We start from the raw sequence: 16,820 nt of genomic DNA on the forward strand, positions 1-16,820 counted from the left end.
GTCCTGAGCTTGTATGCCCTTACTTTTAAAACTACCCGCAAAAAAATAAAGAATAAAGGATAAAATTTTATCCTTCATCCTTTATTATTCATGCTTCACTCAGGGGCGTTTTGCTGTTGTGGAGGTTCGTTTTCATTTTGGGCAATTGTTTCCTGAATTCTGGGAATTTGCAGGAACTTTTTCGTTTCTGCGAGCAAGCGATCGCCCCAAAGATTTTCTTGGAGAAATTTTACATCGGCGTAGCGACTGTCTAACCGAATCGCTGCCTCTCCCAAAGACAAACCCTGTTCGCGATCGCCCTTCGCATACAGCGCCACCGCCATCGCCAACCGGGGTTCTGCCGCCTCCTTATCGAAAGAGCTAGCGGAACGCCACTGACCGAGCGCTCCATCCACATCGCCCATTTCGTACTTAACTAGCCCAATATTATTAATCGCAGGCCAGAATTTCTTTTCCTTAGCGACCGCCTTTTGGTACTGAGCGATCGCATCTGGAAACCGTTTCAGTTTGTAGTAAGCATTGCCTAAATCAAACAAAGCTTCCGGGACATCGGGTTTGATCTTTAACCCAGCTTGCAAAGCACTAACAGCTTCCTGATACTTTTCCTGCTGAAAATGCCCACTTCCCAGAGCAAATAGAATCCCCGGCTCATTAGGTTGAAGGGTTCTAGCTCGTTGCAAGGCATCAATCGCCTTATTTACCTCCTGCGCTTGCAAAAACAAACTCCCCAGTAAAAACCAGGTTTGATAACTGTTAGGAGCCAGCTGAGTCGCCAGTCGCGCTCTAGGCAGTGCCAGATCGTATTGTTGGAATCGCGCTAGCTGAGCCGCATCTTGTGCCAGGTTCAAGCCCTGCTGCTCTAGCTCTTTTGAATCCATTTGTAGCGTATAGGGCACAAGTGCCTGCCCAGAGGCGGGGAGAGCAACGCTCCCTAAACCAAGGAAAACGAGAAGCGGGAATATAGAAAGACGCTTAGGCACGGTGCAGCCTCAAAGAAATAATGCGAAGGAATGTTCAGCAACCTTACCAATAATTTAACTGACCCTAGCAGAAATCGAGAGCAAAGCCACACGTCAATTTGGGGATCGCTGTAACGGATTGGCGGGAAACACTTTCTGTATGGTTCAATCCGTCAGCAAGTTCAAACTCGTTAACATAGGGAAAGAATAAGCAACTTGCTGTAGATAGATACAGTTGAGTGTGACTCCTTGGTGCTAAAGCTGAATCCCATCGTCATTAAAATCACCCTCCCGCAAGCAGCCTGTTGATTCGTACTACCGGACTTGAAGACTACACGAATGCAACTTCCACTAATAAGCAAAGTCAAGAACCCTTCTCGCTGGGTCATTGGGCTGATAGCATCTAGCATCTTGGTAGTTGGTACGACTTATTTCATCATCGGTCGGGCAACACCCAAACTAGACATCGAGAATCTGACCGTACCCGTTAAATCGCAAACCTTGAAAGTACGGATTACCGCTAGCGGTACTGTCGTGCCAGTTCAAAGCGTCAATCTCAGCCCTCCAACATCTGGGCGTTTGGCAAAATTATACGTCGAGCAGGGAGACCGAGTGCAGCAAGGGCAAAAAATCGCCCAAATGGAGAATTCCCAACTTCAGGCTCAATTCTTTCAAGCCAAAGCCAATCTGGCGCAAGCTCAAGCCAAACTGCAACAAGCTCAAGCCGGGAGCCGTCCCGAAGAAATCAATCAGTCAAAAGCCCGTCTAGAGCAAGCTAAAGCCCGTTTAGCAGCGGCGCGGGTGGGTCGTCCCGAAGAAATCGCCCAATTCAAAGCCCGTCTGGATCAAGCCGAAGCGAATTTAGCATCGGTGCAAATTGGTCGTCCCGAAGAAATTGCCCAGACCGAAGCTCAAATCTCTGCCGCCGAAGCGCGGGTGGATTTAGCGCAAAAACGAGCCAATCGCAATCAACAGCTGGCTTCTCAAGGAGCCATTTCTAAAGACCAGTTGGATGAGGTGCTGACAGAGTACCGCAATGCCAGCGCCAACCTTAGAGAAGCCCAACGACGGCTAGAGCAACTCAAAAACAGCACCCGCCAAGAAATTCAGCAGCGTCAAGCGGCGGTAGCAGAAGCGCGATCTGCCTTGCAGCAAAGCCAAAAGGGCGGTCGAAGCGAGGAAATTTCCCAGCGCGAAGCGGATGTTGCAGAAGCGCAGGCTGCTCTGCGACAGTTAGAAAATGGGACGCGCCAAGAGGAGATTGCCCAGCTAAAAGCAGCAGCTGACGCCGCCAGAGCTTCTATGCAGGCGGTGCAAGTCCAGCTCTCTGACACGGTAATCGTCGCTCCGTTTTCTGGGATTGTGACGCAGAAATACGCCACAGAAGGCGCTTTCGTCACTCCCACGACTTCTGCTTCCAGTACGGCTTCCGCCACCTCAACATCGATTGTTGCGATTGCCAGAGATTTAGAAATTCTGGCGAAAGTCCCAGAGGTTGATATTGGACAGATTACCCAGGGACAGCCGGTTGAGATTGTGGCAGATGCCTATCCTGACCAGGTGTTTAAAGGCAAGGTGAAGCTGATTGCGCCGGAAGCGGTCATTGAGCAAAATGTCACGTCTTTTCAGGTGCGGGTAGTCCTAGAAACTGGCAAGGAGCAACTGCGATCGGGAATGAATGTTGACCTGATTTTTTTGGGTAAACCTGCGAATAATGCCTTGGTCGTTCCCACGGTGGCAATTGTCACGGAGAAAGGAAAGACGGGTGTGTTAGTGCCTGATGAGGAGAATAAACCCCAGTTTAAACCTGTGACCATTGGCCCATCGATTGAAAACCAAACACAGATTTTAGATGGCATCAAAGAAGGCGATCGCGTATTCATTGATTTACCCAAAGATCGCAAACCCAAGCAAGAGGAGTAAAGACAGTTGGTAATGGGTAATTGTCATTGGTCACGCTTCTCATTACCCATTCCCGATTACCCATTACCCATTCCCGATTACCCATTACCGAATATGGATATTGTAGAAAGCGTCAAAATGGCTGCCACTACCCTGGTGGCAAACAAACTGCGTAGCAGTCTCACCATGCTGGGCATTATGATTGGCAATGCCTCGGTGATTGCGATGGTGGGCATCGGACAGGGAGCGCAAAGGCTAGCAGCGGAGCAGTTTGAGTCGCTGGGACCAAATGTGCTATTTGTGGTTCCCGGTTCTCAGAAAACTCGCAATACGACATTTGAGGTGCCGAAAACGCTGGTTCTGGAAGATGCGAGAGCGATCGCAACTCAGGTGCCTTCCGTCCAAGATGTCGCTCCCCAAATCAACTCCAGACAATTAGTCACCTATCGCAGTAAAAATACTACTACCTCAATTCTCGGTACAACGCCAGAGTATCTCTCAGCTAGAAGTTTTGATGTGGAGCGAGGACGATTTATTACCGATCTCGATATTAAGCGGAGTAACCAAATTGTCATCCTGGGATCAGAGTTGGCAGATAAATTGTTTGACAATCAAGATCCCATCGGACAACAACTACGAATTAAAAATATCAGCTTTCAAGTGGTTGGCGTGATGAAACCCAAAGGTTCGGCCCTGGGAGACAATCCGGATGAAGCTGCTTATGTACCCATCACCACCCTAGCTAATCGGATTGTGGGAAATACGTCTCCCTATGGTCTTGAGGTGACAGCCATTTCTATCTCCGCCAAAGATGAAGCTAGCATTGGAGCCGCTCAGTTTCAAGTGGCAAATCTGCTGCGGTTGCGGCACAAAATCAACGGTGAGGATGACTTTACGGTTCGCAGTCAAAAAGACCTTTTGACCATTGTTAACACGATCACCAGCGGCTTGACATTCATGTTAGCGGCGATCGCGGCGATTTCCCTATTTGTCGGCGGCATTGGCGTGATGAACATTATGCTCGTCTCCGTCACCGAACGCACCCAAGAAATCGGACTCCGCAAGGCGATTGGCGCACGAGAGCAAGATATCCTGATTCAATTCATCATCGAAGCGGTGTTTCTCTCAGCGGCGGGTGGCTTACTAGGGACTCTGATTGGCGTCGGCGGAATCTCGCTCATCAGCGCCGTCACCCCTCTGAAAGCTGGCATTTCTCCAGCGGCAATTATCCTAGCCGTCAGTGTTTCCGGCGGTATTGGGCTATTCTTTGGCGTCGTCCCGGCGCGACGAGCCGCTAAACTCGACCCAATTGTAGCTTTGCGGAGCGCTTAAAATGCACTTCGCAATGTTCATGGTTCATGGTTCATCGTTCATAGCTAAGAGCTTTTGAACAATCCTTCAATCCTTCAATTACCAATGAGCAATCAACAACTCAGTCCTCAGTCCTCAATCTTCAGTCCTGTTCAAAAACCTGTCGTCATTCGCATGGAGGATGTCACCAAGGTTTATGGGATTGGCGATACAGAAGTTCGCGCCCTTGCTGGTGTGAGCTTAATTGTAGAGGAAGGCGAATATTGCGCGATTATGGGGGCGTCTGGATCGGGCAAATCTACTGCGATGAATATTATCGGTTGTCTCGACCGACCCACCGACGGAAGATATTACCTAGATAACGTGGATGTGTCCTCTCTAGAAGACGCTGACTTAGCGGGAATTCGCAATCGTAAGATTGGTTTTGTGTTTCAACAATTCCATCTCTTGCCACAACTAACAGCGCTAGAAAATGTCATGCTACCGATGGTTTATGCGGGTATTCCTAGTGCTGAAAGACGCCAGCGAGCAACAGTTGCTCTGACTCGCGTCGGTTTAGAGCATCGACTGAATAACCGACCAAATCAACTGTCTGGGGGACAACAGCAGCGGGTAGCGATCGCTCGTGCCATTGTCAACAAACCCGTCTTACTGCTTGCCGACGAACCCACCGGCGCACTGGATTCCAAAACGACCCAAGAAGTGATGGATATCTTCACAGAACTGAACACCAGTGGCATCACCGTTGTCATGGTAACTCACGAACCCGAAGTCGCTCGTCTCACCCAACGCATCGTCTGGTTCCGCGATGGACAAGTGCTGCATTCCCATCTCACCCCAGGAGATATTGGTAAAGTTGCCGTTTCTTAATTTCAAAAAAAGAGCGTTCAATCCCAAGAACGCTCTTTTTTTAATGGCATTTCGGCTCAAATCGCGGGGCGCTTTATTCTATGCGCCCCTGCGATAGCAAAATGGAATGATTTAGAGACTGGCAGTCTTACCAGTTTCAGCTTGAGAGGGAATTGGCTTTACGTCCGTATAGCCCATGTTGCTAACGATTGTCCGGAACATAGAAATTTGTCCCTCAAAGTCAAGACCTTCAATTTGGCTCATCAGGTCGTTAACTGGGTTATTTGCTTGGTAGTCTGAGGGCACGTCTACTACCGTATCACCCATACCCTGCGCCCAGGCGTACCAAACCATTAACTGATTATTCTCTTTCAGCGACCCATAGGCATGGGAATATTCTGTATTTTCGCGGTTGACAATTTCTCGCATAATTGCCAACTGGCGATCGTCATCCAAATCAAAGAATTCTCCTAACAGCTTCGGAGCCAGTTCTGGATCGGTTGCAGTTGGGGCAGCGGGAGTAATCGAGTCTCCCATCTTTTCATAAACATAATAAAACCATGCCAGTTTGTCATCCGTGTTCAACGCTTCAAAAGCCTCAACCACTTTTTGAGTTTCATTGGAAAGAGCTTGAGATTTTTGGTTTGCAGTCATAAATTTTATCCAACAGTGAGGTTCATATTTCCAAAAGTTACAAACTTTGCGGGTTAAAATCGCCCTCCAAGAGAGAGAGTTTGACTAACTCGGTTTCGCAGACTGAGAGTTGGGTGAGGATCTATCTCAAGAGGGTCAAAGGAACGGGGATCGCTCCCTTAAAATCTAAATTGCCGATAAAAAAGTCTAAATAAATAGGAGTTACTTATGACTGAAGAAGTGAAACCCGATCCGCAACAAGCGACAACCCAAGATGCCCAACTAGCAGCCGAACGCATGGTTGCGGGTGAAGAAGCAACGCAAAGTGTCGATTTCGACGCTGACTACGCAGCATCAAAAGAGCTTAGCGTGAGTGAAGTTGACCGGAGTGGTGCTGGTGCCCAAGCTGCTGAAGCCGCAACAGGTGCTGCCAAGAAAATGCCCCAGCCAACAGAGATGAAATCCTCACCAGAAGCCCATAGCAATCCAGACGACTTTCGGGAAATGGCAAAGGATGTCAATCCTAGAGCATAAGGAAAAAGCAGCCGATAATAGCGATAAAAGGATATAGCGCGGGGCTTCCGCAAAAACCAAGCTAAAAATGCAAAAATATGGCTCAACCGACTGTTGGTTGAGCTTTAGTTATTTTGGTGCCAATGTCAGGAATCGTTAGGGGTTTGGTAGGTTCAGCTTCTGGCAGTTTGAACAGAATTACAAAGAATGCAGGATAATGGGCAAAGCTTTCACATTTTGTTACCTTTAAATCCCAATCTTTCAGCAAGCATTCGATCGGCAACCATGCGAACCCATTACTGCGGCGAAGTTAGAAGCGAACATATTGAACAAACTGTCACCTTGTGTGGATGGGTAGACCGTCGCCGCGACCACGGGGGTGTCATATTCTTAGATTTGCGCGATCGCACCGGCATCGTTCAAATTGTCAGCGACCCTGTACGCACGCCTGAATCTTACGAAGAGGCGGCTTCCCAGCGCCACGAATACGTCCTCAGAATTACAGGTCGAGTCAGCAAACGTCCCGAAGACTCACTCAATCCCCGCCTACCGACGGGCGAGATTGAAATTTACGCAGATAAAATTGAACTGCTCAATCAGGTATACAAGCAGCTGCCCTTCCAAGTAGGGGCGGGAGACACAGAATCCCTGCGCGAAGACTTGCGGCTGAAGTATCGCTATTTAGACTTAAGACGCGATCGCATGACTCGCAACCTCCAGTTGCGTCACCAAGTCGTCAAAGCCATCCGTCGCTACCTAGAAGATATCGAAAACTTCATCGAAATAGAAACGCCGATTCTCACCAAATCCACTCCCGAAGGCGCACGGGATTACCTCGTACCCAGCCGCGTCAATCCCAGCGAGTGGTATGCTCTACCTCAGTCGCCGCAGTTATTTAAGCAACTGCTGATGGTATCCGGCTATGACCGCTATTACCAGATTGCTCGTTGCTTCCGGGATGAAGATTTACGCGCCGACAGACAGCCAGAATTTACTCAGTTAGACATGGAGATGAGCTTCATGTCTGTTGAAGAGATTCTCCAGCTCAACGAAAGTTTAGTTTGCCATATCTTCAAAACCGTAAAAGACATCGACCTACCCCGTCCCTTCCCGCGCCTGACTTATGCAGAAGCGATGGATCGCTACGGGTGCGATAAACCAGACACCCGCTTTGGCTTAGAACTTGTCAACGTTTCCGATTTGCTCAAAGATTCTGGGTTTAAGGTATTTTCCGGCGCTGTAGCCTCTGGCGGCATCGTCAAAGTATTGCCCATTCCCGGCGGAAACGACGCCTTATCCAACGTGCGGATCAAACAAGGCGGCGACCTGTTTAAAGAAGCTAGCGTTGCCGGTGCTAAGGGTCTTGCCTATATTCGCGTGCGAGATGACGGCGAACTCGATACCATTGGCGCGATCAAAGACAACCTCACCGAAGCGCAAAAGCAAGAATTGCTGAGTCGCACAGGTGCAAAAGCCGGTCATCTTTTGCTATTTGGTGCTGGCGATACGAATACGGTTAATAAAACCCTAGACAGATTGCGCCAGGTGATTGGTGGCGAACTGGGACTCATCGATCCTGACAAAAACAACTTGCTTTGGGTGACAGACTTTCCCATGTTTGAGTGGAATGCTGATGAGAAGCGCTTAGAGGCGCTGCATCATCCGTTTACTGCCCCCCATCCCGATGATTTGCACGACCTGAAGACGGCACGGGCGCAAGCTTATGACCTCATTCTCAATGGCGTGGAAGTTGGCGGTGGAAGTCGGCGGATTTACCAGCGCGAGGTTCAAGAGCAGGTGTTTGAAGCCATTGGCTTGTCTAAAGAGGAAGCTTATAGCAAGTTTGGATTTTTGCTAGAGGCGTTTGAATATGGCACGCCGCCGCACGGGGGGATTGCCTACGGCTTAGACCGCTTGGTGATGCTCTTAGCGGGTGAAGAATCGATTCGGGATGTGATTGCCTTCCCGAAGACGCAGCAGGCTCGTTGTTTATTGACCGATGCCCCCTCTGGTGTCGATGCCAAGCAGTTGAAGGAATTGCACGTCGCTTCGACATACAAGCCGAAATCCAGCGATAAAGACAAGCAGTAACTCGCGCGATCGCTCTCTAGCGCTAGAGGCGCACAAGGAATTGTGCGCCTTCAAAATTTTTGGGTATTACAAGAATTGCGGCTCAGTTACGGGCGTCGGAAAGTGAAACAGAGGCGGGAGGAAATAATCGCGCGATCGCTCTCCTATCTTCCCAATCTTACAAAAGACCATTAAGCTTCAAAATCAAAGATGATCGCATCGTCTAAGCATTCCAATATCGCCGACTTAACTCGTTCGTGTTCGGGATGCGGCAAATAGGCATCGCGGGCGTCTGCGCTCTCAAATGTCATCAAAAATCCGTGGTTGTAGCCCTGGTTCAACCCCTCGTGGCTAGAATAGGCTCCCCCAGCATAGTAGGTAATGCCTGGAATTAATTGCTGAAGTTCACCCAGTTGGCTTAACAAATCTGCAATCTTTTCCGGCGTTATTTCTGGTTTAAATTTGAGCAGAACCATGTGTTGAATCTGAGGCATTTGCTTGGGTTATTGATGGCAGAGTATCTAAAAGCTTAGCTGGGAACAGAAAGAACACAAAGCCAGACGCGATCGCTCTCAATAAAACTTTTCTTTTCAGTCACAAGCGATCGCTCCTCAACCCTGCTTCTGTTGGTGCTTGCTGTCTTAAACAAATTACACTGGCAAGACCAAATTGTTCTCAATTGTCCTGCTGCTTTTGAGCTGCTTGCTGCACTTGCTCTATGGTTAATCCCAATCCCTGTGCTACCTGTTCTATACTCAATCCCATTGCCAACAATTGAGGCACTGATTCTAACTTGCCCTCTAACTTGCCCTCTAACTTGCCCTCTAACTTGCCTTCCTGCTTAATAGATTGATACATCCTTGTCTGTCTAAATTCATCGTCGATTCCCAACATTTGTGCTAATTCCTCACGACTCAATTGGGTAAACTTGTACAACAGGATCGTCTCTATCAATGCCAACCCCCCAACCCCCCTTCGGAAGAAGGGGGGCCAGAGGATGCTTCGCTTTTATTCTAAACTTTTGCCTAGTTTCTTCATCTTCAATTCCTTGTCTCGCTTGCTCAAGTAACCGCCTAGCTTTGTTAAGAGTTCTCGCTCTTCTCTCCACGACTAATTGCACAATGCCGATGCCAATAGATTCGGCGGCGGCTATTCCTAATTCATCGGGATGAGCTTCTTATATAATTGACAAACATCTGTCTAAGGTTAGAAAAACCTAGGCGGCTACCTCAGGAAAGCTTGCAGAAAAAGCCATGAACTCCAGCACGTATCGAAATAGTTTACTCAAAGTTATCGGTGTACCTTTAAGAGGTTTTATTTTATGGCTTTGCCTTACAAGTGGGGGACTGCTGGCGCAGACGCTTTTCGCAGCCTGGTAGTTAAGAATTTGCAAGAACCCGGAAATTTTGTCTTAGTCAACTACTTGCTTAAAGCAATCGGTCAGGAAAAGGGAGGACATATCTCCCCAGTTGCTGCTTACAACGAAAAGACAGATCGCTTTTTGATTTTAGATGTCTCCCGCTACAAATACAGCGTTTTCTTTCTGGATGAGGTACAGTCAAGCTTCCAAAATCAAAGGTTTTAGGCGATCCTCGTACCTCACTAGCTTCAAAAGTGCTGTATCCCCCAGTCTGGGTGAAAGCAGAAGACCTCTGGAAGGCAATGGCGACACTAGATCCTGATTCCGGTAAGACGCGGGGGTTTGTGTTGGTATCGCGTCAATCCCGCGCCGATTCTTCGTCAGAGATGCGGAAGTGAAAAAGTCGCCGCTACACAGACAAAGGCTATAGCCTAACGTCATACGCTTTGTGCCTGTGGAGAATAAATTGCACGGTATATATCTGTAGGGGCGTAGAGCCGTGCGCCCCTACAATAATTGCAAGCAGATAGCGAAAAAGCATAAAAAAGGAGATATATTCATGCGATCGCGTTTGAGATGGCTGTTGTCAGTTATCAGCTTCATCGGTGGTTGCGCCTACAGCATCAGCGGCGCGACCCCTTCTGTACAAGCCGCTCAAACCATCGTGGTTCGGAAAGGCTTCTCTACTGAATCCATTGAGATCGCGGATCTCCGCCAGCTTGCGGAAACGGGAACTGCCCCATCGTCTCTGAGAAGTTTCGCAAGAAACCTGTCTTCTCAACAACGAAGCCAAATTTTATCAGCACTGAGGGCAAAATTTGATATTGATGTTCTGCAAGTGAGTCGCTTACTTGATACTGAGATTGGCAGCGCGATCGCATCTGCTTTGGCTAGCACAACATCGCGTCAGGATAACGTCGGGGTGCTAGATGTGCGATCGGGACTGGTATTGGGGGCTAGGGCACCAGAAGGACTCTCTTTGCTCAGCTTTATCGAAGCTTATCCCCGTCAAACGCTTTATATAGACTTAAATCGGGCGTTTAAAGTCGTCGAAAATTTTAACAGCGCTTTTTGGCAAACTCAGTGGTTTATGGCGGAGATTGCCCCCCAACTGACTGTCAAGCGCCCCCAACTTAATTTACCCTTTGATCCGACGCTACCAGGAACTGCATCCGTGCAGGTGCTGAACTTGAAACTAAATGATACCCAGCGCCGCCGTGAAATTCCCGTTGATGTTTACTGGTCGGAAGCAGCTTCTCCGGCTAAACCTATTATTGTTCTATCGCATGGGTTAGGTTCGGTTCGCACCGATATGCGCTACTTGGCAGAGCATTTGGCATCCTATGGCTATGTGGTGGCAGCCTTAGAACATCCTGGGAGTAACGAAAGTCATGTGAAGCAGGTAGTCAGAGGCAAGGCTCCTCTGTTGGATGCTCAGGAGTTTTTGGATCGTCCTAAGGATATCAGTTTTGTTATCGACGAACTAGAAAAGCTGAACCAAAAGGCAGGGGAACTTCAGGGTAAACTGGCACCCGATCGCGTCATGGTAATCGGGTATTCTTTGGGCGGTAGTACAGCTTTATCTATTGCTGGTGCCGAGTTGCAATTAGCGTCTTTAAAAGAGCGCTGTAAAGGTAACGTGATTTCCTTTAATCTTGGGGAAGCTTCCCAGTGTTTTGCCAGCGGACTTCCGGAAGACCGCTATCAACTGCGAGATCCCAGAGTCAAAGCAGCGATCGCTTTCAATCCCACCACCTCTTTACTCTTTGGCGAAACGGGTTTGAGCGCCGTGCAAGTCCCCACTTTAATTGAAGCCGCTTCCGCCGATAAGACAACTCCGGCTTTAACCGAACAAATTATCGGCTTTTCTCAAATACCCGCCCCAAAATGGTTGGTGGGTGTGGTGGGAGGCACCCATTTGAGTGTCAAAGATCCCAGCACTACCCAAGATCAAGCTAGACAACCGAATACACTTTACACGGGCGGTGAAGTCGTCGGCGAACAAGCGGTTGCCATCCGCAGCTACATGAAAGCGATCGCGCTGGCAATGGCAGCACAACTCACAGATGATGCTGCCAAGTCCGCGATTTTCCTCACCCCAGAATATGCCCAGTTGGCATCAACAGATGCTTTCCCGATTCGCCTCGTCACTGAGATTCCGCCGAAAGCACAAGCAGTAGTTGACGATTTTCTTCAGAATCAATCAAAAAGGTAATTAGTCCTTGGTCATTAGAGGATGTTTGAAAAGTGCTTTTTCAAACGCTATGGGTTAGAGATCCCCCTTGCATCCCCCGATAAATTGGGGGACGCAAGAAGATTTTCCCCCCTTAAAAAGGCTACCGTGTACACACAAGTGACTTATAAATTTGTGCGCTCAGTGATGGTGCAAGATATCAGCTTCTCGACTCGGTTCTAGTTTTTTAGTCTGTTTAGACTTGCTACGGGATTTTTTCCCACCAGATTTAAAGCGATCGCGCAGCGTCCCAATCACGATATACAGAATTGGCACCACAAACAAACTCAACAAAGTAGCCACGAGCATTCCGCCAAACACCGCCGTTCCTAGAGATTGACGGCTACCTGCACCTGCTCCTTCCGCTGTTACTAGCGGTACAATACCTAAAATAAACGAGAAAGCAGTCATTAGAATCGGTCGCAAACGCTCCTGCGACGCTTCAATTACCGCTCTAGTAATCGAAAGACCTTTATCCCGCAGTTGGTTGGCAAATTCCACAATTAGAATCGCATTTTTACTTGCCAAACCAATCAACATCACTAAACCAATCTGGCAATAAACATCATTGGATAAACCGCGCAGTGACTGAGCCGAAAGTGCCCCCAAAATAGCTAGAGGAACAGAGAGCAAAATAATCAGAGGGTCAATGTAATTTTCGTACTGGGCAGCTAGTACCAAAAATACGAAAACCAGCCCTAAACCAAAGATAATTGGTGCTAAACCTCCAGATTCGATTTCTTCTCGTGAAGTCCCCGACCATTCATAACTAAAACCAGTGGGCAAAACCTGCTGAGCAATTTTTTCCATTGCTTTAATAGCATCTCCAGAACTAGAACCAGGAGCCGGAGATCCAGTAATTTCCACTGAACGGAACAGATTGTAATGGTTAATTGTTGGCGCTCCTGTTGTGGGAGTAATCGTGACTAGATTACTCAGAGGAATCATTTGATTTTGTTGGGAACGCACGTACAGTTGACCGATATCTTGTGGGTTAGAGCGAAATTGTTTGTCTGCTTGGACGTACACCCGATAATTTCGCTGCTGTAGATTGAAGTCGTTTACATATTGCGACCCTAAGGAAGTTTGCAGGGTATTGAAAATATCGTCTATCGAGACTTGCAGCGCTTTCGCTCGATTGCGGTTGACTTCGACCAGTAGCTGAGGCGAGTTCGCAGCAAATGTGCTAAAAACAGCTTGTAATCCTGGTGTTTGATTGGCACGACCGAGCATCTGTCCCATCGTCTGAACCAGAGAATCCAAGTTATTATTACCGCGTTGGTCTTGCAGCTCAAACTGGAAGCCACCAAAACTGCCCAATCCCTGAATTGCCGGAGGATTCACTGGTAAAATTCTCGCTTCTGTAATTTGTGAAAGCGTTCCGCGCAGTTTGCCAAGAATTGCCTGCACTGACTCACCCTCACCGTGGCGTTCCTCCCAAGGTTTGAGGGTGGTAAAAATGAGACCGTTGTTGGCAGTATTGCCGCTAAAACCAAAGCCCCCTACCGCAAAAGTTCCCACAACTAAGGGATTTTTGAGAATTTCTTTTTCTACCTTTGCCATCACTTCGCTGGTATAGTTCAGCGACACCCCTTCTGGTCCTTGGATGACGGTGATGAAATAGCCTTGATCTTCTTCAGGAAGAAATGCTGTAGGCACCTTCAGGTAAAGCCAAGCAGTCAGTCCCAAAGAGACGATAAATAGCCCGATGACAACTCCTTTGAAGCGGGAAAGGACGGTGAGCGATCGCTGGTATTTCCGGCGCGTCCAGTCAAATCCGGCATTAAACCGATCGAAAAACCAACCAAGCCATCTGGGAGGTCTTTGTCCCTGACGCAGCAACAACGCTGAGAGAGCAGGTGTTAAGGTCAGCGCGCTAAAAGTAGAGAGTGCAATTGAGAACGCGATCGTCAGTGCAAATTGCTTGTAAAGTATCCCAGTCGTTCCGGGAAAGAACGCCACGGGGATAAACACAGCCATCAGCACCAGTGAAGTTGCAATCACTGCCCCGAACAGTTCTGCCATTGCCTCAGAAGCCGCCTGACGGGGATTCATTCCCTTTTCCTGAATAAAGCGGCTGATATCCTCAACCACGATAATCGCGTCATCAACCACCAATCCAGTCGCCAAAGTCAGACCAAACAAGGTCAGACTATTGATCGAAAACCCAAAAATCTTGATAAAGGCAAAAGTACCAATTAAGGAGATCGGAATCGTAATCGTGGGAATGATCGTGGTTCGCCAGTCCTGCAAGAAAACAAAGATGACCAAAACAACCAACGCGATCGCTTCAAAGAGAGTCTTGAGTACTTCCGAAAGCGACTGTTCCACAAACAGGGTCGTATCAAACGCCACCTGATATTTCAGTCCAGGGGGAAAAATCTTTTGCAGCTTTTGCATTTCTGCTTTGACTTCCTTGGCAACATCCAATGCATTACTGCCAGGAAGTTGATAAATCCCTAAACCGACAGCTTCGTTGCCTCGAAATCGCAGAAACGAAGTGTAATTTTCTGCTCCAAGTTCAACCCGACCCACATCTTTCAGCTTAACCAGCGTCCCATCCGTATCTGTTTTCAAGACAATGTCTTCAAATTCAGAGGTTTCTGTCAGTCTGCTAACAGCCCGCAGGTCAATTTGATACATTTGCCCTTCCGGCGATGGTTCCTGACCAATTCGCCCAGCACCAACTTGTAAGTTCTGTTCGTTGAGCGCATTAACAACATCTCGATCGACTAAACCGCGACTGGCAAGCCGATTAGGGTCTAGCCATACGCGCATAGAATATCGGCGTTCGCCAAAAATTTGCACATCACCAACGCCCTTTAATCTTTTCAGAGCATCGGTCAAATAGAGGTCAGCGTAGTTACTTAAAAATATGTTGTCGTACTCTTTGTTTTGGGCGTACAAACCGACTGCCAAAAGCAAGCTTGTAGACTGCTTATTCACCCTGATGCCAGTCCGCTGCACCGCTTGAGGCAACTGTGGTTGGGCGACAGAAACTCGATTTTGTACGTCTACAGCGGCAATATCTTTGTTCCGCGACGAGTCAAAGGTAGCTGTAATCTGACTGGTGCCATCGTTACTGCTACTCGAAGTCAGGTATCTTAGCCCCTCAACCCCGTTAATTTGCCTTTCTAAAATAGTCGTGACCGCGCTTTCCACAACTTCAGCACTAGCCCCGCTGTAGTTAGCAGTAACAGTGATTTGGGTTGGGCTGATTTCCGGGTACTGGGCAATTGGTAGCGTGGGAATGCTAATTGCTCCCACTAGCAGGATTACCAAAGAGCAGACTGTAGCGAATACAGGTCGCTTAATGAAGAAATCAACAAACATAGTTTTGGTAATTGGTAATTGGTAATTGGTGGGTATTAAGTATTAGATATTAGGGATTGGTGAAGAAAATTCTCCATTACCTTACTCATTACCTATTACCCATTACTGATTACTTAGACTCAGGAATGATGGGAGCGCCATCAGATAAATTCTGAATACCTGAGACGATAACTTTTTCGCCTGGTTGTAATCCTTCTAGCACTTGATAATTATTTTTCTGGATATCGCCCAACTTCACTGGCTTTTGCTTAGCTACAAGCTTGGCTTGTCCTGGTTGCGCTTGTCCTGGTTGAGATTGTTGAGATTGCGCCACAAAAACAAAAGTTGATCCACCCAAGCGAGAAATAGCGCTAGTTGGGATTAAAACTCCCGGACGTTCTTGCCAAATCAGATTGGCTTTGATAAATTGTCCATCCCGCAGTTGTCCTTGGGAATTGTCAAAGCTAGCTTTTGCTTGAATGCTTTGAGAATTGCTAGTTACTCTAGGAGAAATGAAACTAATTTGACCTGTACCTAGCAATTTTCCTTGAGAATCCTTCCCTTCAACTCTCTGCCCCAAGCGTAAATCTGGCCCCCGTTCTAGCGGGATAGATAACCGCAGGTCTAGCGCTTGGTTTTGAGTAACCGTGGCAATTGTATCGCCACTCTTAACGTAGTCCCCTAACTTGACTGGAATAAGTCCGACAACGCCAGCGATGGGGGCGACAATTGTGGCATCTTTCAGTTGTTCGTTGGAAAGATTGGCGTTGGCTTCAGCTTGCCTTACCCCGGCTTGCGCTTCGGAAAGGCTGGCTTGAGCTGCCTGAATGCCTTCGCTGCTAGCATTTAAGGCGGCTTGGGCGGCGCGGATATCGCGGGTAACTTGGTCTAGTTCTGCTCTTGGCAACGCGCCTTGCTGTACGAGGGTGGAAGTACGGCGGAAGTTTTCCTTTTGTAGTTCTACTTCAGCGACACGAGAAACCCGTTCTGCTTGTAAGGCTTTAATTTGCGAGACGGCATTGGCACGGGTGGCGCGGGCGGCGTTAACAGCCTGGAGGACGCTGGCTAATTCGGCTTGTCTCTTTTCGCGGCTGAGCTGGGCTAAGGGCTTACCAGCGGGAACGCGATCGCCTTCAGCAACAAAAATCTGACTGACTCGCCCGTCAATTTCAGGCTTGAGTACCACCGAACGTTGCGCTTCTAAAGCGCCGACAAACTCGGAACTTTCCAGAATCGTCCCTATCTCTATCGTTGCTAGCTTGACGGGAATTCCTTGAGGTTTACCCACCGCCGCCGCAGTCGCATTCGGTGCTTCACTGGCACGGCTATGCCACCACCGCCAACCAAAACCTGCACCGACGATTAAAAGGATAATTCCCAGCGCCACAGACCAACGCTGTCTTTTCCGGGGTTGATACCGCTCATTTGCCTCATACTCATCGTATTCTAGAGCCTGACGATCGTCTGCGATCGCCATCTGTTCTTTGTCAACTGAAACTGGGGATGGGGACTCAGGATCGGGCATTGTCGTTTCCTCTCCTTTTACTTAGCTTGATAGCACGCTTTAGTCTTAAACAGCGGTACTTATTAAACGACTTTCAACAGCGTCGCTATTGGCTTATATAGTTTTCTTAATGGGCTTGCGGTCATTGCCACCCCACCTCAGTCCGATGATTGA

13 protein-coding genes and 1 pseudogene are annotated in these 16,820 nt (G+C 48.2%); 7 read left to right on the plus strand and 7 right to left on the minus strand.

Annotation, left to right across the window (positions count from 1 at the left end):
* Nucleotides 1–95: 95 nt before the first annotated feature.
* Complete coding sequence (locus tag AC2VDX_RS00450) at nt 96–980, minus strand: tetratricopeptide repeat protein (protein ID WP_378173016.1); 885 nt, start codon at nt 978–980, stop codon at nt 96–98.
* A gap of 318 nt (nt 981–1,298) precedes the next feature.
* Between AC2VDX_RS00450 and AC2VDX_RS00455 the strand changes: the two genes are divergently transcribed.
* From AC2VDX_RS00455 to AC2VDX_RS00465, 3 genes are all read left to right on the plus strand, one after another.
* The gene (locus AC2VDX_RS00455) at nt 1,299–2,882 is read left to right on the plus strand and encodes an efflux RND transporter periplasmic adaptor subunit (protein WP_378173013.1); all 1,584 of its coding nucleotides are present in this window, start codon (nt 1,299–1,301) and stop codon (nt 2,880–2,882) included.
* Nucleotides 2,883–2,975: 93 nt separating this feature from the next.
* The gene (locus AC2VDX_RS00460; protein ID WP_378173061.1) at nt 2,976–4,193 is read left to right on the plus strand and encodes an ABC transporter permease; all 1,218 of its coding nucleotides are present in this window, start codon (nt 2,976–2,978) and stop codon (nt 4,191–4,193) included.
* Nucleotides 4,194–4,277: 84 nt separating this feature from the next.
* Entirely contained in the window at nt 4,278–5,042 is a 765-nt protein-coding gene (locus AC2VDX_RS00465; RefSeq protein WP_378173010.1) for an ABC transporter ATP-binding protein, read from the plus strand.
* Nucleotides 5,043–5,153: 111 nt separating this feature from the next.
* Here the strand turns inward: AC2VDX_RS00465 and AC2VDX_RS00470 are convergent, their stop codons facing one another.
* On the minus strand, nt 5,154–5,675 hold the full coding sequence (locus AC2VDX_RS00470; protein WP_378173007.1) for an orange carotenoid protein N-terminal domain-containing protein: 522 nt from the start codon (nt 5,673–5,675) through the stop codon (nt 5,154–5,156).
* Between the two features lie 207 nt (nt 5,676–5,882).
* On the opposite strand from AC2VDX_RS00470, the gene AC2VDX_RS00475 reads away from it, so the two are divergent.
* Together AC2VDX_RS00475 and aspS are read left to right on the plus strand one after the other, a co-directional pair.
* Nucleotides 5,883–6,188, plus strand: a complete 306-nt coding sequence (locus AC2VDX_RS00475) for a hypothetical protein (protein WP_378173004.1) — start codon at nt 5,883–5,885, stop codon at nt 6,186–6,188.
* Nucleotides 6,189–6,452: 264 nt separating this feature from the next.
* On the plus strand, nt 6,453–8,258 hold the full coding sequence (gene aspS / locus AC2VDX_RS00480) for an aspartate--tRNA ligase (protein ID WP_378173001.1): 1,806 nt from the start codon (nt 6,453–6,455) through the stop codon (nt 8,256–8,258).
* A 170-nt stretch (nt 8,259–8,428) separates the two neighbouring features.
* On the opposite strand, the gene AC2VDX_RS00485 is transcribed toward aspS, so the two are convergent.
* The 3 genes from AC2VDX_RS00485 to AC2VDX_RS00495 form a co-directional block, all read right to left on the minus strand.
* Nucleotides 8,429–8,731: a Dabb family protein gene (locus tag AC2VDX_RS00485; RefSeq protein WP_378172999.1), complete on the minus strand. Its 303-nt coding sequence runs from the start codon at nt 8,729–8,731 to the stop codon at nt 8,429–8,431.
* 181 nt (nt 8,732–8,912) lie between these two features.
* Entirely contained in the window at nt 8,913–9,173 is a 261-nt protein-coding gene (locus AC2VDX_RS00490; protein ID WP_486928072.1) for an Rpn family recombination-promoting nuclease/putative transposase, read from the minus strand.
* Nucleotides 9,145–9,357, minus strand: coding sequence for a hypothetical protein (locus AC2VDX_RS00495; RefSeq protein WP_486928073.1), 213 nt, complete (start codon nt 9,355–9,357; stop codon nt 9,145–9,147). The genes AC2VDX_RS00490 and AC2VDX_RS00495 overlap by 29 nt, the downstream gene beginning before the upstream one ends.
* Before the next feature lie 213 nt (nt 9,358–9,570).
* Between AC2VDX_RS00495 and AC2VDX_RS00500 the strand changes: the two are divergent.
* Both AC2VDX_RS00500 and AC2VDX_RS00505 read left to right on the plus strand, forming a co-directional pair.
* A pseudogene (locus AC2VDX_RS00500) lies at nt 9,571–9,995 on the plus strand (phytochelatin synthase family protein); the annotation flags it as partial.
* Nucleotides 9,996–10,156: 161 nt separating this feature from the next.
* Complete coding sequence (locus AC2VDX_RS00505) at nt 10,157–11,812, plus strand: alpha/beta hydrolase (RefSeq protein WP_378172993.1); 1,656 nt, start codon at nt 10,157–10,159, stop codon at nt 11,810–11,812.
* Between the two features lie 159 nt (nt 11,813–11,971).
* Here the strand turns inward: AC2VDX_RS00505 and AC2VDX_RS00510 are convergent, their stop codons facing one another.
* Both AC2VDX_RS00510 and AC2VDX_RS00515 read right to left on the minus strand, forming a co-directional pair.
* Nucleotides 11,972–15,163 (minus strand): efflux RND transporter permease subunit, encoded by a 3,192-nt coding sequence (locus AC2VDX_RS00510; protein ID WP_378172990.1) that lies wholly within the window; start codon nt 15,161–15,163, stop codon nt 11,972–11,974.
* 109 nt (nt 15,164–15,272) lie between these two features.
* Entirely contained in the window at nt 15,273–16,667 is a 1,395-nt protein-coding gene (locus AC2VDX_RS00515; RefSeq protein ID WP_378172988.1) for an efflux RND transporter periplasmic adaptor subunit, read from the minus strand.
* Nucleotides 16,668–16,820: the final 153 nt, after the last annotated feature.

This window comes from Coleofasciculus sp. H7-1 (assembly GCF_057473865.1).